The sequence below is a fragment of the Cellulomonas sp. genome (assembly GCF_035634735.1).
GTDB lineage: Bacteria > Actinomycetota > Actinomycetes > Actinomycetales > Cellulomonadaceae > Cellulomonas.
Window position 1 is genome coordinate 1 of record NZ_DASQCJ010000071.1, and the last position, 21342, is coordinate 21342.

Consider the following 21342-nt stretch of genomic DNA (forward strand, 5'->3'; position numbering starts at 1 on the left):
GAGCTCGGCTCGATCCACGAGGCGGTCGAGTACGGGGCCGCGCACGGCGCGCTCGCGATGACCACGCCGGGCGACACGACGATGGCGTCGCGGGCCGAGGTGCTCAAGCTCGCCGGCGGCGGCTCGGCGCGCGTCGACCGCTGACCGGACCGGGGCGACCCGGCCGCGACGCGCCGCGGCCCCGCCCCTCGACGTGAGGGGCGGGGCCGCGGTCCGGGCGGGGTGCGGCGTCAGCGCACGTCGTCGTCCACCCAGTCGAGCGTCTTCTGCACGGCCTTCTTCCACAGCCGGTACTGCCGGTCGCGCTCGTCCGACTCCAGGTCCGGGGTCCAGCGCGCGCCCTCGGCCCAGTTGTCGCGGACGTCCTGCTCGCCGTTCCAGAACCCGACGGCGATGCCCGCGGCGTACGCGGCGCCGAGCGCGGTGGTCTCGGCGACCTTCGGCCGGATGACCGGGACGTCGAGGATGTCGGCCTGGAACTGCATGAGCAGGTTGTTGGCGGTCATGCCGCCGTCGACCTTGAGCTCGGTCAGGTCGACGCCGGAGTCCGCGTTCATCGCGTCGAGCACCTCGCGGGTCTGGAAGGCGGTGGCCTCCAGCGCCGCGCGGGCGATGTGGTTGCGGTTGACGTACCGGGTCAGGCCGACCAGGGCGCCGCGGGCGTCGGACCGCCAGTACGGGGCGAACAGGCCGGAGAACGCCGGCACGAAGTACGCGCCGCCGTTGTCCTCGACCTTGGAGGCCAGGTACTCGATGTCCGGGGCGTCGGTGAACATGCCCAGGTTGTCGCGCAGCCACTGCACGAGGGAGCCGGTGACGGCGATCGAGCCCTCGAGCGCGTAGACCTGCGGGGCGTCGCCGATCTTGTAGGCGACGGTGGTGAGCAGGCCGTTCTTCGACTGCACCGGCTCGGTGCCGGTGTTCAGCAGCATGAAGTTGCCGGTGCCGTAGGTGTTCTTGGCCGTGCCGACCTCGAAGCACGCCTGGCCGAAGGTGGCCGCCTGCTGGTCGCCGAGGATGCCGGCGATCGGCACGCCGGGGACGAACCCGCCCTTGCGCCCGTGGCCGTAGACCTCGGAGGAGGACCGGATCTCCGGGAGCATCGAGAGCGGGACGCCCATCTCCGCCGCGATCTCCTCGTTCCAGGTGAGCGAGTCGACGTTCATCAGCATGGTGCGGGAGGCGTTGGTGACGTCGGTGACGTGCACGCCGCCGTCGACGCCGCCCGTCATGTTCCACAGCACCCAGGAGTCGGTGTTGCCGAACGCGAGCTCACCGCGCTCCGCCTTCTCGCGGGCGCCCTCGACGTTGTCGAGGATCCAGCGGATCTTCGGGCCGGAGAAGTAGGTCGCCAGCGGCAGGCCCACGCGCTCCTTGTACCGCTCGGCGCCGCCGCCGAGGGCGGCGAGGTCGTCGCAGATCTTCTGGGTGCGGGTGTCCTGCCAGACGATCGCGTTGTAGACGGGCTGGCCGGTGGTCCGGTCCCAGACCACCGCCGTCTCGCGCTGGTTGGTGATGCCCACGGCGACGATGTCGGAGTAGGTCTTGTTGGCCCGCGAGAGGGCGACGCTGACGACCTCGCGGGTGTTGGTCCAGATCTCGTTCGGGTCGTGCTCGACCCAGCCGGCCTTGGGGAAGATCTGCTGGTGCTCGGTCTGGCCGACGGACACGATCTGGCCGGCGTGGTCGAAGATGATCGCCCGCGTCGAGGTGGTGCCCTGGTCGATCGCCATCACGTACTGCTCGGACATGGTGCTTCCTTCGCGTCGGTCTTCCCCGCCATCGGGCGGGTGGCGGCACCGCGGGGGCGGCGCTGCCGGGGAACGGTGCGGCCACGCGGCCGCGACGTGCGTGCGTGCGACGGGAGGCGTCGCGGGTGGGCGAGCGGGGCGCCCGCCCCCGCGGGGGCGAGCGCGGGCGTCCCCGCTCAGGGCACGACGGTCAGGCGACCCAGCCGATCGCCATGGCCAGGAGGCCGCCGAGGATGCCGCCGACCGCGGGGCCGAGCACCGGCACCCAGGCGTACGACCAGTCGGACGAGCCCTTGCCCCGGATCGGGAGCAGGGCGTGCGCGATGCGCGGGCCGAGGTCACGGGCCGGGTTGATGGCGTACCCCGTGGGGCCACCGAGGCTGGCGCCGATCGCGACCACGACGAGCGCGACGCCGAGCGGGCCGATCTGGGCGGGCGTGTTGCCGCTGATGACCACCCAGAAGACCAGGACGAACGTGGCGACGACCTCGGTGAGGAAGTTCCAGCCGTAGGAGCGCAGCTCCGGGCCGGTCGAGAACACCGCGAGCTTGATGCCGGGGTCGGCGTCCTGGTCGAAGTGCTTCTTGTAGACGAGGTAGGCCAGGGCCGCACCGACGGCGGCGCCGGCGAACTGGGCCGTGATGTACAGGAACCCGTTCGCGGCGTTCACCTCGATGCCGGGGGCGAACTCGTCCTTGCCGGCGGCCCAGATGCCCAGGGTCACCGCGGGGTTGAGGTGCGCGCCGGACTTGAAGGCCACGTACACACCGGTGAAGACCGCGAGGCCCCACCCGAAGTTGATCAGCAGCCAGCCGCCGCCGAAACCCTTCGTCTTGGGGAGGATCACGTTGGCGACCACGCCTGCGCCGAGCAGGAGCAGGATGGTGGTGCCGAGGAACTCGGAGAGCATCGCTTCTCCGATCGAGATGGACTCCACGGTCGACCTCTTTCTTGACGGACGTCGTTGTCTCGCAGGGTCCCGCCCGGTCGAGGACCGACCGGGCGGGGCGCGGCCGGGGGACCGCTAGGTGGTACTGATCATGTCCCTGCCGGGCCGGCAGTGGCAGGGGTGTGCGGCGACGAACCCGGCTTGGTGCCGGGCCGGACCGGGTCCGCGTCGAGCGGCAGCAGCGGCGCGATGTCCTCCGCGGCGTCGCGCGCGGCCTGCGCCGCGGCGTCGTCCGTCTTCTCCGCGGCGGCCTGCTCGGCGGCGGCGCGCTGCCGGTAGGCGTCGATCTCCCGCGCCCGGGTGGCGTCGTCCCAGCCGAGCCGCGGCGCGATGATGTCGGCGATCGCCTCGAGCGCGCCCACGCCCTTGTCCGCGACCTCGTAGTTGAGGCGGGTGCGGTGCATCAGCACGTCGTCGAGGTGCAGGGCGCCCTCGTGCGTGACGGCGTAGGCGATCTCGGCGCCGATGTACGCGGCCGCGCCGGGGACCGGCTGCCCGAGCGACGGGTCCTCGTCCACCATCTCGAGCAGCTCGCCGAGCAGGGAGCCGTACCGGTGCAGCAGGTGGTCCATGCGCCCGCGGTCCCAGCCGTACCGGCTGCCGATGTCGCGGGCCTGGCGCTGCAGGACCTCGAGGCCCTCGGCGCCGACCAGCGGGATCTTGTGCGTGATGGACGGCAGCGTGGTGGCGCGGGAGCCGATCGCGAAGTCGACGGCGTCCTTGGCCATGACGCGGTAGGTGGTGAGCTTGCCGCCCGCGATGACCGTCAGGCCCGGGGTGGGGGAGGCGACGGTGTGCTCGCGGGACACCTTGGCGGACGAGGTGCCCTCCTTGGTGCCCGGCTGCAGCAGCGGCCGCAGGCCGGCCCAGGTGCCGATGACGTCCTCGCGGGTGATCGGCCGGGACAGCACCGCGTTCGCGTGGTCGAGGACGTAGTCGATGTCCTCGCTGGTGGCGACGGGGTGCACGAGGTCCTGCTCGTACGGGGTGTCGGTGGTGCCGATCACCCAGTAGCGGGACCACGGGATCACGAACAGCACCGACTTCTCGGTCTGCAGGATCAGGCCGACGTTGCCGGCGATGCGGTCGCGCGGCACGACGATGTGGATGCCCTTGGAGGCGAGGACCCGGAGGCCGCCCTCGGTGCCCGCGAGCGACTCGGTCTGCTCGGTCCACACGCCGGTGGCGTTGATGACGTGCCGCGCGCGGACGGTGAACCGCTCGCCGGTCTCGAGGTCGACCAGCTCGGCGCCGGTGACCGCGCCGCCCGAGGTGGTGGTGAGCCCGACGACCTGGGTGCGGGACGCGGCGTGCGCGCCGTACGAGGCGGCGGTGCGGATCAGGGTCGAGACCAGGCGGGCGTCGTCGACGTTCGCGTCCCAGTACTGGATCGCGCCGACCGCGGCGTCGTGGCGCAGGTCCGGGAACTTGCGCTCCAGGCCCTTGCGGGTGACGTGCTGGTGCAGCGGCATGGCGCGCTTGCGGCCGTTGACGCTGGCGAGGGTGTCGTACAGGGCGATGCCGGCGCCGACGTACGCGCGCTCCCACACCCGGTTCTCCAGCGGGTACAGGAACGGCACCGGCTTGACCAGGTGCGGGGCCAGGTCGCTGATGAGCAGGTCGCGCTCCGTCAGGGCCTCGCGCACCAGGTGGAAGTCGAGCATCTGCAGGTAGCGCAGGCCGCCGTGCACGAGCTTGCTCGACCGGCTTGAGGTGCCGGACGCCCAGTCCTGGGCGTCGATGACGGCGGTCGACAGGCCGCGGGTGACCGCGTCCAGCGCGATGCCGGCGCCCGTGACGCCGCCGCCGATGACGAGGACGTCGAGCTCCGGCCCGCCCTCCGTGGTCGCTCGCAGGGCCGCCAGCGCGTCGTCACGCAGGCGAGGGGTCAGTGCTGCGGTCCTCATGTCAGCTCCATCGCGGTCTTGCTACCCGGCCGCCGGTGCCCTGGCCGCGGGCGCTCGTGGCCCCGCAGACTGGGACCTCGGTCCTGTCTGTTCGCTATCGTCGTCACGTCGCGAACAGACGCGCAACCGCAGTGCACGAATGTGCAGGGACTGAGGTCCCGGCACGGGCCCGACGAGGAGGTCGCGGACGATGACCGACCGGGAGCAGGACGTGCTGCGCGCCGCGTCCATGTACTACCTGCAGGACGTCAAGATGGACGTCATCGCGCGGCACCTGCACACCTCGCGGTCGACGGTCTCCCGCCTGCTGAAGCGCGCGCGGGAGACGGGCCTGGTCGAGATCACGCTCCGGCCGTCCAGCACGCGCGCGCCGAGCCTGGGCCGGTCGATCTCCGCCGCGTTCGGCATCGACACCTACGTCGTGCCCGTCCCCGACTCCGGGGAGCCCGCCGACACGCTCGACCAGGTGGCCCGCGCGACCGCGCGCCTGCTCGCCTCGTGGTTCGACTCCGACATGATCCTGGGCGTCGCGTGGGGCACCACGCTCGCGGCGGTGTCCCGGCGGCTGCCGCCCAAGGCGACGCACGGCAGCGTCGTCGTGCAGCTCAACGGCGCGGCCAACACCCGGACGTCCGGGATCGAGTACGCCAGCGACCTGATCGCCTCGTTCGGCAGCGCGTTCGGCGCGACGGTGCACCACTTCCCGGTGCCGGCGTTCTTCGACTACCCCGAGACCAAGCAGGCCATGTGGCGGGAGCGGTCCGTGCGCCGGGTGCTGGACGAGCAGGCGCGCGCCGACATCGCGCTGTTCTCGGTCGGCTCGGTCACCGGGTCGGTGCCCAGCCACGTCTACTCCGCGGGCTACCTGGACGACGACGACGTCGAGCTGCTGCACGAGCAGTCCGTGGTCGGCGACGTGTGCACCGTGTTCCTGCGGGCGGACGGGTCGTGGCAGGACGTGCCGCTGAACGCGCGGGCGACCGGGCCCTCGCCCGAGCAGCTCCGGCGGATCCCGCGGCGGCTGTGCGCGGTGGCCGGGGACAACAAGGCGGTGCCGCTGCTCGCCGCGCTGCGGGCGGGCACGATGACCGACCTCGTCGTCGACGAGCGGACGGCGGCGCGGCTGCTCGAGCTGGCGCGGAGCGGGGCGGGGGTGCGGGGCCGCGGGGGCGCCGGCGTCCCGGGGTCAGGGGCCGCGGGCGGGGCGGCCGGCGGTCCGGGGGCGCGCGCAACATCCCGGTGACGCGCGGCTGCTAGCGTCCGCGCGCATGACCGCCCCCACCCCCGACGCGGCGCGCCCCGCCGCCCGGCCCGGGCGCCCCCGCGCCGCGGACGGCCGCGACACCCGCGGCGCGGTGCTCGCCGCGGCGGCGGCCCTGTTCAGCAGCGTCGGGTACACGGCGACCTCGACCTACGCGATCGCCGAGCGCGCCGGGGTCAAGCAGGCGTCGATCTACCACCACTTCCGCGGCAAGGACGTCCTGCTGCGCACCCTGCTGCTCGACACCGTGCGCCCGTCCCTCGACCTGGCCGACGAGCTGCTCGACGCCCCCGGCGACCCGCGCGCCCGGCTCTGGGCGCTGTGCGACGCCGACGCCCGGTGGCTCGCCGGCGGGCCGGTGAACATCGGCGGCCTGATGCAGCTCCCCGAGGTCGAGGGCGAGGCGTTCGCGGAGTTCCGCGAGGAGCGCGCGCGGCTGCGCGGCCGGTACGACGCGCTCGTGGCGGCCGTGCTCGGGCGGCCCGAGTCCGCGCGGCCGCCCGAGGCGACGCTGGTGTTCGGCCTGGTCGAGACCGTCATCACCGCGCGCCGGTCGGCCGGGGCCGCCGTGGCGCAGCAGGTGGCGCGGCTGGTCGCCGACGCGGCGCTCCGGGTGCTCGGGCTGGACGACGCGGCGCTCGGCCGGGCCCGGTCGGGGGCGGCGGAGCTGGTGCCGGGCCCCGGGTCGGGTGGAACGGCGTGACCGACACGCCGACGGCGTGTCGGTCACGCCGTTCCACCGTCGGGCGCGGCGCCGCGGCGTGGACCCGGCGGGCGTCGGCGGCGGTGCGCGACGTAGGTTGACCCGGTGACCGACCAGCCCGCGTACCGGATCCGCCCCGCCCGCCCCGCCGACGTCCGCGGCATCCGCGACCTGGTGCAGCCGTACGCCGACGAGCGGATCCTGCTCGCCAAGGAGCTGGTGGGCTACTACGAGGCGATCCAGGAGTTCCACGTCGCCGAGGCCCCGGACGGCACGCTGATCGGCTGCGGCGCCCTGCACGTCATGTGGCAGGACCTCGCCGAGATCCGGACGCTCGCCGTCGCGCGGCAGTGGCGCGGCCGGGGCGTCGGGCACGCGCTGCTCGAGGCGCTGACCGTGCGGGGCCGGGAGCTCGGCCTGAGCCGGCTGTTCTGCCTGACCTTCGAAGTCGACTTCTTCGCGGCGCACGGCTGGGGCACCATCGCCGGGCCCGCGGTGCCGCCCGAGGTGTACGCCGAGCTGCTGCGCTCGCACGACGACGGCGTCGCGGAGTTCCTCGACCTGGCCCGCGTGAAGCCCAACACCCTGGGCAACACGCGGATGATCGTCGACCTCTGAGCCCCCGCGGGCCGGCTCAGGTCCCCGCGGGGCCGGCTCAGGCCCCCGCGGGCAGCCGGTAGCGCGGCCGCTCCGGGTCCTCGCCCGGGACCCGCTCGACCAGCCCGTCGACGAGCAGCCCCGCCAGGCAGCGGTCCCGCTGGGCGTCGTCGGGCCACACCGCCGCGACCGCCTCGGCCGGGGCCGGCTCCAGGGCCTCGCGCAGCAGCGCCATGATCCGGCCGCGCACCTGCCGGTCGGTGCCGGCCCACGCCTGGGTCCGGCGCCGGAGCGCGTGCACGTCGGCCGGCTTCCCGGCCAGCCGCCACGCGCACCGGTCCGCGACGGGGCACGCCTCGCACCGCGGCGCGCGCGCCGTGCACACCAGCGCGCCGAGCTCCATCGACGCGGCCGCCCACCGCGCGGCGCCGTCGTCGTCCGCGGGCACGAACGCCTCCGCGAGCCGGCGTTCGCCGACGGTCAGCGCGGGGGCGGGCAGCGCGGCGCCCTCGGCGACCCGGGCGAGCACCCGGCGCACGTTGGTGTCGAGCACGACGGACCGCAGGCCGAACGCGAACGCCCGCACCGCCGCCGCCGTGTACGCGCCGATGCCCGGCAGCGCGAGCAGCGCGTCCTCGTCGGACGGCACCACGCCGCCGTGCCGCTCGACGACCGCCCGCGCGCACTCCTGCAGCCGCAGCGCCCGCCGCGGGTAGCCCAGCCGGTCCCACGCCCGCAGCACGTCCGCGGGGCTGGCGGCGGCGAGGTCGGCGGGCGTCGGCCAGCGGGTGGTCCACGCGCGCCAGGCCGGCTCGACCCGGACGACCGGCGTCTGCTGCAGCATCACCTCGCTGACCAGCACGCCCCAGGGCGTCCGGTCGGGCGCGCGCCAGGGGAGCTCGCGGGCGTGCGCGCCGAACCAGGCGACGACGTCGGCCCGGACGCCCGCGGCGAGCGCGGGGTCCACGGGCTGCGCGTCGGCGGGCGCGGCGTCGGCGGGCGAGGTCGGGGGCACGGCGGACATCCTCACCCGGCCCGACCGCGCGCGCCGAATCGCCCGGCCTGCGGTTCCCGGCGCCCCCTGCGTGTGCGCGGGCCGGGGCCGGAAGGCGTGGGCCTCGCGCTCGGCGGCGCCGGTCGACGCGGCGCCGCGCGCCCGGCCCGCGTGTCCGCCCGGAGGTCACCGGGGCCGTGGCCTCGCCGGGTTAGCGTGGGCGGCAGATCGAGCGGAGGGACCGGGACATGGGCGTGCTGCGGCCGGAGGGCTCGCTGCCCGCGCGCGTGTACTGGGTGCGGCGCGCCGTGGTCGTGCTGGTGCTGGTGCTCGTCGTGGTGCTCGCGGTGTTCGGCGTGCGGGCGCTGCTCGGCGGCGGGGGTGACGACGCGGCCGCGCCCACCGGCGCCGCCACGACGCCGGCGCCCACCGAGGAGGAGACCACCGAGGGCACCCCGGCGTGCGAGCCGGGCGCGATCGGCCTCGAGATGGCCGCCGACGCCACGAACTACCCCGCCGGCGCGCTGCCGACGTTCACGATCCGCATCACCAACACGGGCGGCACCACCTGCCTGCTCGACGCGGGCGACGCGCAGCGCCAGGTGCTCATCACGTCCGGCAGCGACCGGATCTGGGCGAGCACCGACTGCGCCGCCGGCGAGACCCTGCAGCTGCTGCTGGCGCCCGACCAGGCCGACGAGCGCCAGGTGCAGTGGGACCGCACCCGCTCCGTCGAGGGCTGCGCGCCGAACCAGCCCTCGGCCCAGCCGGGGACCTACCAGGCGGTGCTCGCGCTCGGCGGGGTCAGCACCCAGCCGGTGGTGTTCGGGCTGGAGTGACCCGCGGGGCGGCCCCGCCGGTCAGACGTAGCGCTCGAGGATGCTCGACTCCGCGAGCCGCGACAGGCCCTCGCGCACCGCGCGGGCGCGCTGCTCGCCGACGCCGTCCACCGCCATGAGGTCGTCGATGTTCGCCGCCAGCAGCTTCTGCAGCCCGCTGAAGTGGCCGACGAGCCGGTCGACGATCGCCGCGGGCAGCCGCGGGACCTTGGAGAGCAGCCGGTAGCCGCGCGGGCCGGTGGCGGCGTCGAGCATCTCGACGCCGGACGGCAGGCCGAGCTCGCGCGCGATGAGCGCGAGGTCGAGCAGCTCGGTCGAGTCGAGCGCGGACAGCGACGCGGCGATCGCGTCCCCGTCGCGCCGGGACGCGTCGAGGTAGTCGCGGATGACCAGCTCGCTGTCCGAGCCGATGCCCCCGGTGAGCTCGTCGAGCTGCAGGGACAGCAGCCGGCCGTCGGTGCCGAGCTCGACCACGTAGCCGGCGATCTCCTCCGAGATGCGGCGCACCATCTCCTGCCGCTGCACGACCACGCACACGTCGCGGACGGTGACGAGGTCCTCGATCTCGAGCGCGGACAGCGTGCCGCTGACCTCGTCGAGCCGGGCCTTGTACCGCTCGAGCGTCGCGAGCGCCTGGTTGGCCCGGGACAGGATGGCGTCGGCGTTCTCCAGCACGTGCCGCTGCTCGCCGACGTACAGGGCGATGATCCGCATCGACGCGGACACCGAGATGACCGGCAGGCCGGTCTGCTTGGCGACGCGCTCGGCGGTGCGGTGCCGGGTGCCGGACTCCGAGGTCGAGATGGTCGGGTCCGGGAGCAGCTGCACGGCGGCGCGCAGGATGCGGCGCGAGGCCGGGTCCATGACGATCGCGCCGTCCATCTTCGCGAGCTCCCGCAGCCGGGTGGCGGAAAACTCGACGTCGAGCTCGAACCCGCCGGAGCAGATGCTCTCGACCGTCGCGTCGTGCCCGAGCACGATGAGCGCGCCGGTGCGGCCGCGCAGGATGCGCTCCAGGCCGTCGCGCAGCTCGGTGCCGGGCGCGACCGCGGCGAGCGTGTGCCGCAGCAGGTCGTCGGGCGGCGTGGTGGTGGGCACGGCGAGATCCTACGGGCCGCCGGGGACAGGCCGCGTGCGGTGCGCGCGGCGTGGACGTCGCGATTCGGTCACGGTGACGACGCCGGTGCGGTGCCGGTGCGGTGTCGGTGGCTCCCGTTAGCGTGACGGCCGTGTCGACCACCACCTCCTCCCGGACCGCCCGGCCCGCGTTCCGCTGCACCGAGTGCGGCTGGACGACGTCCAAGTGGGTGGGCCGGTGCGGCGAGTGCCAGACCTGGGGCTCGGTGTCGGAGGACACCGGCCCGGGCGGGGCGGCGCCGCGGACGGCGGTCATGGTGCCGCTGCGCGGGGCGGCCCGGCCGATCGCGGAGATCGACGTCGAGGCGGCCCGCGCGCTGCCGACCGGCGTGGGCGAGCTCGACCGGGTCCTGGGCGGCGGGCTCGTGCCGGGCGCCGTGGTGCTGCTCGCGGGGGAGCCGGGCGTCGGCAAGTCGACCCTGCTGCTCGACGTCGCCAGCCGCGCCGCGACCGGCGGGCGCACCGTGCTCTACGTGACCGGCGAGGAGTCCGCGGGCCAGGTGCGGCTGCGCGCGGAGCGGATCGGGGCGCTCGCGGACACGCTGCTGCTGACCGCCGAGACCGACCTCGGCACGATCCTCGGCCACCTCGCGCAGACCGAGCCCGACCTGCTGGTGCTCGACTCGGTGCAGACCGTCGCGTCGTCGGCCGTCGAGGGCTCGCCGGGCGGCGTGGCGCAGGTCCGCGAGGTCGCCGCCGCGCTGATCTCCGCCGCCAAGGAGCGCGCGCTCCCGGTGCTGCTCGTCGGGCACGTCACCAAGGACGGCGCGGTCGCCGGCCCGCGGACGCTCGAGCACCTGGTGGACGTCGTGTGCCAGTTCGAGGGCGACCGGCACTCCCGGCTGCGCCTGCTGCGCGCGACCAAGAACCGGTTCGGCCCGACGGACGAGGTCGGCTGCTTCGACCTCACCGAGACCGGGATCGTCGGGCTCGCCGACCCGTCCGGGCTGTTCGTCTCGCACGAGCGGCACCACGTGCCCGGCACCTGCGTCACGGTGACGCTGGAGGGACGGCGCCCGCTCGCCACCGAGGTGCAGGCGCTGGTCGCGCCGTCGATGCTGAGCAACCCGCGCCGGACGACGAGCGGGGTCGACGGCAGCCGGCTGGCGATGGTGCTCGCGGTGCTGCAGCGGCGCGCGGGGCTCAAGGTCGGGGACCAGGACGTGTACGTGTCGACGGTCGGCGGCGCCCGGGTCGTCGAGCCGGCGGCCGACCTCGCGCTCGCGCTGGCGACCGTCAGCAGCCGGGAGAACGTCGCGCTGCCGCCGCGCCTGGTGGCGATCGGCGAGGTCGGGCTGGCGGGGGAGATCCGCCCGGTGACCGGCACCGCGCGCCGGCTGGCCGAGGCCGCGCGGCTCGGGTTCACGCACGCCGTCGTCCCGGCCGGGTCGCTGGAGAAGGGCCAGGCGCCGGAGGGGATGCGGGTCGCGCAGGCGGCCGACCTCGGCGAGGCGGTGCGGCTGACGCGCGCCGACACCGCGCGGGTGCAGGCGCGCGCCGAGGGCTGACCCGCCCCGGGGGCGGCCGGCCGAGGGCGGCGGACGGCCGGCACCCGCTCCGGGTGACCCCCTTGCCGCCCGGCTGAACGCGCGTTTAGTCTGCTGAACGTGCGTTCAGCGACCGACGACGACCTCACCGCCCGCGCCCGGATCCGGGACGCGGCGCTGCTGCGGTTCGCCCGCGACGGCTTCGGCGCCGGCCTGCGCGCCGTCGCCGCCGACGCCGGCGTGAGCCCCGCGCTGGTGCTGCACCACTTCGGGTCCAAGGACGGGCTGCGCGCGGCCTGCGACGCGCACGTGCTGGAGCGCATCCGGCTGCAGAAGGAGGCCTCGCTCACCACCGAGACGCCCGGGGAGTCGATGGCGCACCTCGCCGACCTGACGCAGTACGGGCCGGTGTTCGGCTACGTCGTCCGGAGCCTGGCGTCGGGCGGGGAGCTCGCGTCCCGGTTCGTCGACGACATGGTGGCGGCCACCGAGCAGTACCTCGCCGCCGGCGTCGCCGCCGGGACCGTCAGCCCGTCGGTCGACCCGGCCGGCCGCGCCCGGTACCTCGTCGCGCACTCGGTCGGGCTGCTGCAGATGGCCCTGATCGACGCGGAGGCGGGTCGCGCGCCGTCGCCGACCCTCGACCCCGTCGCGGCGTTCACCGCGCTGTCCCGCTGGGCGGTCGTCCCGGCGATGGAGCTCTACACCGCGCCGCTGCTGACCGAGCCCGGCCTGCTCGCGGCGGCCCTCGACCAGCTGGACCGGGAGGAACCATGACCGACTCCGACTCCGCCGCCGTCGAGGCGCGCGGCCTCGTCAAGGCGTTCGGCCGCCGCCGCGCGCTCGACGGGCTGGACCTGTCCGTGCGCGCGGGGGAGGTGCACGGGTTCCTCGGCCCCAACGGCGCCGGCAAGTCGACGACGATCCGGGTGCTGCTCGGCATGCTGCGCGCGGACGCGGGGGAGGCCCGGGTGCTCGGCGCCGACCCGTGGCGGGACGCGGTCGCCCTGCACCACCACCTGGCGTACGTGCCGGGGGAGGTCGACCTGTGGCCCAACCTGACCGGCGGCGAGGCGATCGACCTGCTCGGCCGGCTGCGCGGCGGGCTCGACCCGCGGCGCCGCGCCGACCTGGTCGAGCGGTTCGAGCTCGACCCGACGGTCCGGGTGCGCGCGTACTCGAAGGGCAACCGCCAGAAGGTCGCGCTGGTCGCCGCGCTCGCCGCCGACGTCCCGCTGCTGGTCCTGGACGAGCCGACCAGCGGGCTCGACCCGCTGATGGAGGCGGAGTTCCAGCGGTGCATCCGCGAGGCCGCCGCGGCCGGGCGCACGGTGCTGCTGTCGAGCCACATCCTCGCGGAGGTGGAGGCGCTCTGCGAGCGGGTCACGATCATCCGGGCCGGCCGCGCGGTGCGGTCGGGGACGCTGGACGAGCTGCGGGGGCTGACCCGGACCGCCGTCGTCGTCTCGCTGCGGGACGCGGACGGCGCGCTCGCGGCGCTGCGCTCGGCCGCGGGCGTGCACGACCCCGCGCGCGTCGACGGGCACGTCCGGCTGGACGTCGACGCCGACGCCCTGGACGACGTGCTGGCGCTGCTGCCCCGGTTCGGCGTCCGCGGCGTGACGGCCCACCCGCCGACGCTGGAGGACCTGTTCCTGCGCGAGTACGGCGAGGCCGTCGGAAGCCCGCGGTGACCGCCGTCGCGGCCCCCGTCCCGGCCGCGCGCCCCACGGCCCCGGCGGCCCGGCGCGCCGCCGACCGCTGGGCCGGCACCGGCGCGCTGGTGCGGGTGGCGCTGCGGGTCGAGCGGGTGCGGCTGCCGGTGTGGCTGGTCGCGGTGGCCGGGCTGACCGCCGCCTCCGCGGCGTCGCAGGCCGACCTGTTCCCGACGGCGGAGTCCCGGGCGGCACGGGCCGAGCTCATGCGGTCGCCCGCGGCGACCGCGCTCGGCGGGCCGGGGTACGGGCTCGACGACTACACGATCGGCGCGATGGTCGCGAACGAGCTCGGCGCGTGGGTCGCGCTGGCGCTCGCGGTGCTGTCGGTGCTGCTGGTCGTCCGGCACCTGCGCGGCGCCGAGGAGTCGGGGCTGCTGGAGGTGGTCCGGTCGACGCCGGTCGGGCGGGACGCGCCGGTGCTCGCGGCCGTGCTGGTCGTGACGCTCGCGGACCTCGCGATCGGGCTGGCCCTGGCGGCCGCGCTCGTCGGCACCGGGCTGCCCGCGGCGGGCGCGCTGGCGTTCGGGCTCGGCTGCGGCCTGGTCGGGCTGACCTTCGGCGCGACCGCCGCCGTCGCCGCCCAGCTGGTGACGCACGCCCGCACCGCGTCGATGCTCGGGCTGGCCGCGATCGGGGTGGGGTTCGCGCTGCGCGCGGCCGGCGACGTCCGCGCACCCGAGAGCGGCAGCGCCCTGAGCTGGCTCTCGCCGTTCGGCTGGTCGCAGGCCACCCGCGCCTGGGTCGACGAGCGCTGGTGGCCGCTCGCGCTGCCGGTGCTCGCGTCCGCGGCAGCCTTCGGGCTCGCGGCGCTGCTGGCCGAGCGGCGGGACCTCGGCGACGGCCTGCTGCCCGAGCGCCCGGGGCGCGCGCACGCGTCGCCGCGGCTCACCGGCATCGCGGCCGTCACCCTGCGCCGGCTGGGCGGGGCGCTCGCGGGCTGGGCCGTCGCGGTCGCGGCGGTGTGCGGGCTGGTCGGGGTGCTGGCGCGCGAGGTCGTGCAGTTCCTCGAGGACGAGCCCGCGCTGGCCGCGTTCTTCCCCGAGGGCGCCGCCTCGGCGGCCGACGCCGCGCTGTCCCGGTACCTGCTGGTCGCGGTCGCGCTGGCCGCGGCCGCCGGGGTGCAGGGCGTGGCGGCGGCGCGCGCGGAGGAGGCGGCCGGCCGGGCGGCGCACGTGCTCGCGGGGCCGGTCGGCCGGGCGCGGTGGCTCGGCGCCCAGCTCGCGGTCGTGCTGGGCGCCGTGGCGGCGATGGTGCTGCTCGGCGGGCTGGTCATGGGGGTCACCGCGGCGTCCACCCTGGGCGACCCGGCGCTGGTCGGCCGGCTGCTGGGCGCGGCGCTCGCGCAGGTGCCCGCGCTGTGGGCCGTGACCGGCGCGGCGGTCCTGGTGCTGGGGGTCGCGCCGCGCGCGTTCGGGCTGGCGTGGGCGTACCTCGGCTACGTGGCGCTGAGCGCGATGCTCGGCGGCGTGCTCCCGGAGGGCAGCGACGTCGCGTCCCCGCTGCGGTACACGCCGGGGATGCCCGCGGAGCCGATGGACTGGCCGGCGGTGCTGGTCCTGGCCGCGCTGGCGGCGGCCCTGGTGACCGGGGGCGTGCTCGCGTTCCGGCGCCGGGACCTGCTCGCCTGAGCGGCGCGCGCCGGTCCGCGCCGGCCCGCGCCGGGGCCGTGCGGTGGCCGCGCCGGTCCGCCGGGAGGGCCGACCCGGCCGCTAGGCTGCCGCGGGACCTCCGGGCCGGGCCGTGGCGACACGGACCGGGCCCGACCGGAAGGCGGCAGGGAGTTCGTGCATGAGTGACACCGACGGGCGCTTCCCGCGCCGGGACCCCGGCACGCCGGCAGGGGGCGTCGGACGGTTCGGCGACGACCGGCCGCGGTGGCCGAGCCTGCGCGGCGACGCGGACGCGGGTGCGGGTTCGGGCGCCGGCGCTGGTGCGGGTTCGGGTGGCTCCGGCGGTCCGGCCGCGCCCTCGGGCACCGGCGCGTGGGCGCCGTCCGGCGCGCCGGGCCCCGCGGCACCGGCCGGCCCGGGCGCCGCCGCCGGCGCGTGGGCGCCCGCGGCCAGCCCCGCCGGCCCGACCGACCCGGCCGCCCCCGCCTCGGGCGACGCGCAGCCGCCCACCCGGCGCAGCCGCCGGTTCGCGGCCGCGGACGACGCCGCCCCGACCGGGCCCGTCGACCCCGCCGAGCGGACCGCCGCCCTCGCGCGGGCGGACGCCGCGCTCCAGGCCGGCGAGACCCAGGCCCGCACCGCCGCCCTGGCCCGCGCCGACGCCGCCCTGCACGCGGCGGGCGCGGCCGGACCGGCGGACCCGGCCCCGGGCGGCGCGGGTGAGGACGGCGCGGACCGCACCGCCGATCCGGCGACGGGCCGCAGCCGGCGCCGGTGGGTCGTCGTCGGCGCCGTCGTCGCCGCGGTGCTGGTGCTCGGCGGCGCGGGCACGGCCTGGTTCCTCACGCGCGACGGCGGCGGCACGGCCGCGGCGCCGCCGGACGTGGTGCTGCCGTCGCCCACCGCCTCGGTCGCGCCGGCGGCCCGCACGGCCACCACCGCGTTCGCGAGCGCCCTGCCGACCACGCTGCTCCAGTACGCGCTCGCCACCTCCGCCGACGACGAGGCCTGGCTCGCCCAGGACGCCGTCGAGGCGTACGCCGAGACCTACACCGACGGGGCCGACGGCACGGTCACCGTCCAGGCGGGCCAGTGGGAGACGCCGGAGGAGGCCGCCGCGGCGCTCGCGGCGGTCACCGCGACGCTCCCGACGGCCGACGCGGGGGACGCGGCCGACGCCGCGACCGGCGCGGCCACGGACGGCGCCTCCGCCGACGCGACCGCCGCGGGCCCCGCCGTGCTGCTGCAGGGCGAGGTGCTGGTCGGCGGGTCGCCCGTCGGCACGGTGACGGTCGTCGACGCGGGGGACGGCACCGGCGTCGCCGCGTGGAGCAACGGCACCACGGCGTTCGTGGTCCGCGGCCCGGCCGCGGACATCCGCAACCTGTACGCCGCGTACCCGCTCTGACCCGCAGGGGCGCCCCGGCACGCCCCGCGGGCGGCGGGCTCCCGGCGCCCGGCGTCCAGGCCCAGCACCCAGCACGGCGCCAGCGCGGCGCCAGCGCGGCGCCGGCGCGGCGCCGAGTGAGTAACCGACGCGTCGAGTGAGTACCGGCCGGGTACTCACTCGACGCGTTTCGTGCACACTCGGCGGCACCCCCCGGCGCGCGCGTCCGCAGCGCGGCCCCGCCGGGCGCCCGCGCGCCGCGTGGGGTAGACCGGAGGCCGGCGGCCCGACGGCGCGACCGCCCCACGCACCCCACCGCCCGCCGCCCCCGCGCGGCGCGCACCGCGGCGCCGTCCCCCCGGCCGGCGCCGCCCGACCGAGGAGGACCATGGCACGCATCGGCATCACCGACCTGGACGTCCTGCCGCTGAACCTGGGCGGCAACGTGTTCGGCTGGACCGCGGACGAGCAGGCCTCGTTCGCCGTCCTGGACGCGTTCGCCGAGGCCGGCGGCAGCTTCGTCGACACCGCGGACGTCTACTCCGAGTGGGGCGACGGCCACGAGGGCGGTGAGTCCGAGGCGACGATCGGCCGCTGGATGGCGGCCCGCGGCAACCGCGCGGACGTCGTGGTCGCGACGAAGGTCGGCAAGCTCAGCACCCGCCGCGGCACGTCCCGCGCGGTCGTCCGGGCGGCGATCGACGACTCGCTCAAGCGGCTCGGCACCGACTACGTCGACCTGTACTACGCGCACGAGGACGACCAGGAGACCCCGCTGGAGGAGACGGTCGCCGCGCTCGGCGAGGTGGTCGCCGACGGCAAGGCCCGGTACGTCGCGGCGTCGAACTTCTCGCCCGAGCGGCTGGCCGAGGCGCTGCGGATCGCCGACGACCTCGGGGTCGCCCGGTTCGTCGCCCTGCAGCCGCACTACAACCTGGTGCACCGGGCCGCCTACGAGGGCCCGCTCCAGGAACTCGCCGTGCGCGAGGGCCTCGGCGTGCTGCCGTACTCCTCGCTGGCCAGCGGCTTCCTCACCGGCAAGTACCGCGACGGGTCGCCCGCCGTGGACAGCCCGCGCGCCGGGTCGGCCGGCCGGTACCTCGACGACCGCGGGCGCCGGGTGCTGGCCGCGCTGGACGAGGTCGCCGCCGCGCACGGCACGTCGGTCACCGCCGTGAGCCTGGCCTGGCTCCGGGTGCAGCCGGGCGTCGTCGCGCCGATCGCGAGCGCCCGCTCGGTCGAGCAGCTGCCCGACCTGCTGGCCGGCGCGACCCTCGAGCTGTCGGACGACGAGATCACCGCGCTGTCGGACGCCTCCGCCTGACCGCGGCGGCCGGCGGCGGGCGCCTCAGCCCGCCGCCGGCGCCCCCGCGGCGCCCACGGGCAGCGCGTCCGGCGCGCCCGCGAGCGGCAGCCGCACGGTGAACGTCGTCGCGCCCGGCGTGCCGTCGACCTCGATGGTGCCGCCGTGCGCCGTGACCACCGCGTGCACGATCGCCAGGCCGAGGCCCGTCGACCCGGCGGCCCGGTTCCGCGACGCGTCGCCGCGGGCGAACCGCTCGAACAGCCGGGACCGCAGCGGCTCGGCGATGCCCGGGCCGTCGTCCCGGACCCGCAGCACCGCGCGGTCGCCCTCCCGTGCGACGGCGACCACGACCGTCGTGCCGGCCGGCGTGTGCACCCGGGCGTTCGACAGCAGGTTGACCAGGACCTGCCGGAGCCGGTGCTCGTCGCCGACCACCAGCGCGGGCTCGGCCCCCTCGTCGTCGGCCCCGTCGCCCCCGTCGGCACCGGCGTCGTCCCCCGCGCCCTCCAGCGCCGACAGGTCCAGCCGCCACACGTGGTCGCCCCCCGCCACGTGCGCGTCGGCCACGGCGTCCACCGCGAGCGCGGCCAGGTCGACCTCCTCGGTGTCCAGGTCGCGGCCCGCGTCCAGCCGCGCGAGCAGCAGCATGTCCTCCACCAGCGACGTCATCCGCCGCGCCTCCGACTCCACCCGGCCCATCGCGCGCACGACGTCGTCGGGCAGGTCGCCCGGCAGCCGCTGCACGAGCTCGGCGTAGCCGCGGATCGAGGCCAGCGGGGTGCGCAGCTCGTGGCTCGCGTCGGCGACGAACCGGCGCACCTGGGTCTCGGACTCGTGCCGGGCGGTGAGCGCCGACTCGACGTGCCCGAGCATCCGGTTCAGGGCGGAGCCCACCTGACCGACCTCGGTCGCGGGGTCGGTGTCTTCGTCCGGCACCCGCTCGCGGATGTCGACCTCGCCGCGGGACAGCGGCATCTCGGAGACCCGGGTCGCCGTCGCGGCCACCCGGTCCAGCGGGCGCAGCTCGCGGCGCACGAGCACCGTGGCGAGCGCGGCCGCGACCAGCAGGCCCAGCGCGGCGACGACGACCTCGACCACGATGTAGTCGTCGACGGTCGTGGTGATGCCCGCGAGCGGGACCGCGGTCACCGAGGTGCTGCCGTTGTCCGACTCCACGGCGATCGCGCGGTAGGTCCCGAGGTCCGGCAGGTCGACGGTGCCCGGGTCCTGGCCCGGCTCGACGGCGAGCAGCACGGCCAGCTGCTCGTCGGTGAGGCCCTGGACCTCGCCCGACCCGTCGAGGTAGCCGGCGACCGGCGTGCCGTCCGCGGTCTCGAACACGCTCACGGTGCCGACGTCCTGGCCCGGCAGCCCGAACGCGGGCGGGATGCTGCCGCCGCCGGGCTGCTGCTCGCCGCCGGAGCCGTCCTGCGTGCCGTCGTCCGACGCGGCGCCGGACCCCGACCCGGACTCCGACCCGGACTCCGAGCCCGCCCCGGACCCCGAGGTCGGCGCCCCGGACGGCAGCTGCCCCGGCATCGCGCCGCGGTCCAGCCGCGAGGGCGCGTCCGCGGCCCGGGTGCTCGCGTCCCGCAGCCGGGTGTCGACCTGCGTCATCAGCGAGCTGCGCAGCGCCAGCGTCGACACCAGCCCCATCACCGCCGCGACGGTCGCCAGCAGCGCCACCACGACCGCCACCAGCCGCCGGCGCAGCGTCCACCGGGGCCGCGCCGGCCGGGCGGCGCTCACGCGGCGGGCTTGAGCACGTAGCCGACGCCGCGCAGGGTGTGCAGCATCGGCGTCCGCCCCTTGTCGATCTTGCGGCGCAGGTAGGACACGTACAGCTCGACGATGTTGGCCTGGCCGCCGAAGTCGTACTGCCAGACGCGGTCGAGGATCTGCGCCTTCGACAGCACCCGCTTGGGGTTGCGCATGAAGTAGCGGAGCAGCTCGAACTCGGTCGCGGTGAGGCGGATGTCGTCGCCGCCGCGGCTCACCTCGTGCGAGTCCTCGTCCATCCGCAGGTCGCCGACGACGAGCACGGCCTCCTCGCGCTCGGAGACGGCGCCCGCGCGGCGCAGCAGGGCCCGCAGCCGCGCGACGACCTCCTCCAGGCTGAACGGCTTGGTCACGTAGTCGTCGCCGCCCGCGGTCAGGCCGGCGATCCGGTCCTCGACGGCGTCCTTCGCGGTGAGGAACAGCACCGGGACGTGCGGGTGGGTGGCGCGGATGCGGCGCAGCACCTCCAGGCCCGACAGGTCGGGGAGCATGACGTCGAGCAGGATGACGTCCGGCTCGAGGGTCCGGGCCTGCTTGATGGCGGCCTGGCCGGTGAGGGCGTGCTCGACCTGCCAGCCCTCGTAGCGCAGGGCGGTGGAGAGCAGCTCGGCCAGGGTGGCCTCGTCGTCGACGACGAGGGCCCGCACCGGCTGGCCGTCCGGGCGGGTGAGGGCGTCGCGCTGGAGCGTGGAGGTGGTCATGGCACGAGCATGGGCGCGCGACCTGGGGCGGCCCTGACGTCGTCCTGTGGGATTCCTGTGAGCCGGGCAGGCGCGCGCCGGGCGCCGGTCAGTCGCGCTCGATGACCGACAGCACGTTGCCGGACGGGTCGGTGAACCAGGCGATCAGCGGGCCGCCGCCGCGGAACACCCCGTCCTCGTCGGTCTGGGTGGGCGCGCCCTCGTACCGCTCGAACCGCACGCCGCGTCCGCGCAGCTCCGCCACGGCCGCCGGCACGTCGGCGACCGGGAAGTTCAGCACGGTGAACGAGGCGGGGACGTGCGCGTCGCCCTTGGGGTAGAGCAGCACGTCGCGGCCGGCGAGGTGCAGGAACAGCATCCCGTCGCGCTCCTCGGCGTCGAGGCCGAGCACGTCGGCGTAGAAGGCGCGGGCGGCGGGCACGTCCGCCACCGAGTAGCCGCTGAAGGACTCGCTGAGGTCGAGCATGACGGACTCCCTCGTCGTCGGGCCGGGCGCGGGCGGGTGCGGTCCGGGTGCGCCCAGCGTGCACCCGGGACGGCGCCCGCGTGAAGATCCCGCGTCCGCCCCGGCGCCGCCCCGCGGGATCGCGCGGGCGCACAGCGACGCGCCCGGCGCGGCCCAGGCCGCTCCCAGCGTCCGGCGGTGCGCTGGTCCCGTCGCCCCGCACCGGGGCCCGACGAGAGGGAGCCCGCCATGACCGTCCTGGACGCACCCGCCGACCGCGCCGCGCACCCGGCCCACGCCGCACCCGCCGCACCCGCCGGGGCCGACCCGTGGATCACCGCCACCGTCCGCCCCGCCGGCTCCTTCGGCCGCGCGGACGCCGGCCGGCTGCGCGCCCTCCTCGACGCCCTGTCCGCCTGCGCGTCGATCGTCGTGCTCGACCTGCGCTCGGCGCGGCTGCGCAGCCGGCGGGCCGCGGAGGCGGTCGACGAGGCGGCGGTGCTGCTGGAGGCCCGCGGCGGCTGCCTGCTGTGCGTGCACGCCGACGACGAGACCCGCGCGCACCTCGCCGGCGCCGGGCCGCACGCGGTGCTGCTGGACGGCGACGCGGACCCCGCGACCCCGCCGGCGGGGCGCTGACCGGCCCCGCCGCCGCGCCGACCGGCCCCGCCGCCGCGTCGCCCCGGCGCGCACCCGCGCAGGCCGCCCGCCGACCTGGTGGAGGATTCGTGTGCGGCGCCGGTGCCGCCCCGGCCGCGGCGACCCGCTCGC

At 76.8% G+C, this 21342-nt stretch carries 19 protein-coding genes and 1 pseudogene; 12 read left to right on the top strand and 8 right to left on the bottom strand.

Going from position 1 to position 21342, the window contains the following annotated elements:
* Positions 1-144, top strand: a pseudogene (locus VER05_RS06570) (sugar kinase); the annotation flags it as partial.
* 86 nt (positions 145-230) lie between these two features.
* Here the strand turns inward: VER05_RS06570 and glpK are convergent.
* From glpK to VER05_RS06585, 3 genes are all read right to left on the bottom strand, one after another.
* Complete coding sequence (gene glpK, locus VER05_RS06575; protein WP_324844579.1) at positions 231-1751, bottom strand: glycerol kinase GlpK; 1521 nt, start codon at positions 1749-1751, stop codon at positions 231-233.
* Positions 1752-1941: 190 nt separating this feature from the next.
* Positions 1942-2661, bottom strand: coding sequence for an MIP/aquaporin family protein (locus VER05_RS06580; RefSeq protein ID WP_414647572.1), 720 nt, complete (start codon positions 2659-2661; stop codon positions 1942-1944).
* A gap of 128 nt (positions 2662-2789) precedes the next feature.
* Positions 2790-4607 carry a glycerol-3-phosphate dehydrogenase/oxidase gene (locus VER05_RS06585; RefSeq protein WP_324844580.1) on the bottom strand — a complete coding sequence of 606 codons (1818 nt, stop codon included), beginning with the start codon at positions 4605-4607 and terminating at the stop codon, positions 2790-2792.
* A 190-nt stretch (positions 4608-4797) separates the two neighbouring features.
* Here VER05_RS06585 and VER05_RS06590 point away from each other — a divergent pair, with 190 nt between their 5' ends.
* The 3 genes from VER05_RS06590 to VER05_RS06600 all read left to right on the top strand — a co-directional run bounded on the left by VER05_RS06590 (position 4798) and on the right by VER05_RS06600 (position 7189).
* The gene (locus tag VER05_RS06590) at positions 4798-5850 is read left to right on the top strand and encodes a sugar-binding transcriptional regulator (protein ID WP_324844581.1); all 1053 of its coding nucleotides are present in this window, start codon (positions 4798-4800) and stop codon (positions 5848-5850) included.
* Positions 5851-5875: 25 nt separating this feature from the next.
* The gene (locus VER05_RS06595; protein ID WP_324844582.1) at positions 5876-6571 is read left to right on the top strand and encodes a TetR/AcrR family transcriptional regulator; all 696 of its coding nucleotides are present in this window, start codon (positions 5876-5878) and stop codon (positions 6569-6571) included.
* 105 nt (positions 6572-6676) lie between these two features.
* Entirely contained in the window at positions 6677-7189 is a 513-nt protein-coding gene (locus tag VER05_RS06600; RefSeq protein WP_324844583.1) for an amino-acid N-acetyltransferase, read from the top strand.
* A gap of 37 nt (positions 7190-7226) precedes the next feature.
* Here the strand turns inward: VER05_RS06600 and VER05_RS06605 are convergent, their stop codons facing one another.
* On the bottom strand, positions 7227-8192 hold the full coding sequence (locus VER05_RS06605; RefSeq protein ID WP_414647570.1) for an A/G-specific adenine glycosylase: 966 nt from the start codon (positions 8190-8192) through the stop codon (positions 7227-7229).
* A gap of 218 nt (positions 8193-8410) precedes the next feature.
* Between VER05_RS06605 and VER05_RS06610 the strand changes: the two genes are divergently transcribed.
* Positions 8411-9001, top strand: coding sequence for a hypothetical protein (locus VER05_RS06610; protein WP_324844584.1), 591 nt, complete (start codon positions 8411-8413; stop codon positions 8999-9001).
* Positions 9002-9022: 21 nt separating this feature from the next.
* On the opposite strand, the gene disA is transcribed toward VER05_RS06610, so the two are convergent.
* Positions 9023-10099: a DNA integrity scanning diadenylate cyclase DisA gene (disA, locus tag VER05_RS06615; RefSeq protein ID WP_166941069.1), complete on the bottom strand. Its 1077-nt coding sequence runs from the start codon at positions 10097-10099 to the stop codon at positions 9023-9025.
* A gap of 131 nt (positions 10100-10230) precedes the next feature.
* On the opposite strand from disA, the gene radA reads away from it, so the two are divergent.
* The 6 genes from radA (at position 10231) to VER05_RS06645 (ending at position 17664) form a co-directional block, all read left to right on the top strand.
* Positions 10231-11646: a DNA repair protein RadA gene (gene radA / locus VER05_RS06620; RefSeq protein WP_324844585.1), complete on the top strand. Its 1416-nt coding sequence runs from the start codon at positions 10231-10233 to the stop codon at positions 11644-11646.
* A 99-nt stretch (positions 11647-11745) separates the two neighbouring features.
* Positions 11746-12402, top strand: coding sequence for a TetR/AcrR family transcriptional regulator (locus VER05_RS06625; protein ID WP_324844586.1), 657 nt, complete (start codon positions 11746-11748; stop codon positions 12400-12402).
* The gene (locus tag VER05_RS06630) at positions 12399-13319 is read left to right on the top strand and encodes an ABC transporter ATP-binding protein (protein ID WP_324844587.1); all 921 of its coding nucleotides are present in this window, start codon (positions 12399-12401) and stop codon (positions 13317-13319) included. Before VER05_RS06625 ends, VER05_RS06630 begins: the two co-directional genes overlap by 4 nt.
* Positions 13316-14971, top strand: a complete 1656-nt coding sequence (locus VER05_RS06635; protein WP_324844588.1) for an anibiotic ABC transporter — start codon at positions 13316-13318, stop codon at positions 14969-14971. Before VER05_RS06630 ends, VER05_RS06635 begins: the two co-directional genes overlap by 4 nt.
* 160 nt (positions 14972-15131) lie before the next feature.
* A complete protein-coding gene (locus VER05_RS06640) occupies positions 15132-16361 on the top strand; it encodes a hypothetical protein (protein WP_324844589.1) in 1230 nt (409 codons plus the stop codon).
* Between the two features lie 367 nt (positions 16362-16728).
* Positions 16729-17664, top strand: coding sequence for an aldo/keto reductase (locus VER05_RS06645; RefSeq protein WP_324844590.1), 936 nt, complete (start codon positions 16729-16731; stop codon positions 17662-17664).
* A 24-nt stretch (positions 17665-17688) separates the two neighbouring features.
* Here the strand turns inward: VER05_RS06645 and VER05_RS06650 are convergent, their stop codons facing one another.
* From VER05_RS06650 to VER05_RS06660, 3 genes are all read right to left on the bottom strand, one after another.
* Positions 17689-19395, bottom strand: a complete 1707-nt coding sequence (locus tag VER05_RS06650) for a HAMP domain-containing sensor histidine kinase (protein ID WP_324844591.1) — start codon at positions 19393-19395, stop codon at positions 17689-17691.
* On the bottom strand, positions 19392-20126 hold the full coding sequence (locus VER05_RS06655; protein WP_324844592.1) for a response regulator transcription factor: 735 nt from the start codon (positions 20124-20126) through the stop codon (positions 19392-19394). The genes VER05_RS06650 and VER05_RS06655 overlap by 4 nt, the downstream gene beginning before the upstream one ends.
* A gap of 88 nt (positions 20127-20214) precedes the next feature.
* Positions 20215-20592, bottom strand: a complete 378-nt coding sequence (locus VER05_RS06660; RefSeq protein ID WP_324844593.1) for a VOC family protein — start codon at positions 20590-20592, stop codon at positions 20215-20217.
* A 228-nt stretch (positions 20593-20820) separates the two neighbouring features.
* On the opposite strand from VER05_RS06660, the gene VER05_RS06665 reads away from it, so the two are divergent.
* Positions 20821-21210, top strand: a complete 390-nt coding sequence (locus VER05_RS06665; protein ID WP_324844594.1) for a hypothetical protein — start codon at positions 20821-20823, stop codon at positions 21208-21210.
* Positions 21211-21342: the final 132 nt, after the last annotated feature.

Bases quoted from the DNA above. Each gene is read 5' to 3' on its own strand.
- glpK (WP_324844579.1), bottom strand. From the start codon at position 1,751: ATGTCCGAGCAGTACGTGATGGCGATCGACCAGGGCACCACCTCGACG.
- VER05_RS06580 (WP_414647572.1), bottom strand. From the start codon at position 2,661: ATGCTCTCCGAGTTCCTCGGCACCACCATCCTGCTCCTGCTCGGCGCA.
- VER05_RS06585 (WP_324844580.1), bottom strand. From the start codon at position 4,607: ATGAGGACCGCAGCACTGACCCCTCGCCTGCGTGACGACGCGCTGGCG.
- VER05_RS06590 (WP_324844581.1), top strand. From the start codon at position 4,798: ATGACCGACCGGGAGCAGGACGTGCTGCGCGCCGCGTCCATGTACTAC.
- VER05_RS06595 (WP_324844582.1), top strand. From the start codon at position 5,876: ATGACCGCCCCCACCCCCGACGCGGCGCGCCCCGCCGCCCGGCCCGGG.
- VER05_RS06605 (WP_414647570.1), bottom strand. From the start codon at position 8,192: ATGTCCGCCGTGCCCCCGACCTCGCCCGCCGACGCCGCGCCCGCCGAC.
- VER05_RS06610 (WP_324844584.1), top strand. From the start codon at position 8,411: ATGGGCGTGCTGCGGCCGGAGGGCTCGCTGCCCGCGCGCGTGTACTGG.
- VER05_RS06630 (WP_324844587.1), top strand. From the start codon at position 12,399: ATGACCGACTCCGACTCCGCCGCCGTCGAGGCGCGCGGCCTCGTCAAG.
- VER05_RS06640 (WP_324844589.1), top strand. From the start codon at position 15,132: ATGAGTGACACCGACGGGCGCTTCCCGCGCCGGGACCCCGGCACGCCG.
- VER05_RS06645 (WP_324844590.1), top strand. From the start codon at position 16,729: ATGGCACGCATCGGCATCACCGACCTGGACGTCCTGCCGCTGAACCTG.
- VER05_RS06655 (WP_324844592.1), bottom strand. From the start codon at position 20,126: ATGACCACCTCCACGCTCCAGCGCGACGCCCTCACCCGCCCGGACGGC.
- VER05_RS06660 (WP_324844593.1), bottom strand. From the start codon at position 20,592: ATGCTCGACCTCAGCGAGTCCTTCAGCGGCTACTCGGTGGCGGACGTG.
- VER05_RS06665 (WP_324844594.1), top strand. From the start codon at position 20,821: ATGACCGTCCTGGACGCACCCGCCGACCGCGCCGCGCACCCGGCCCAC.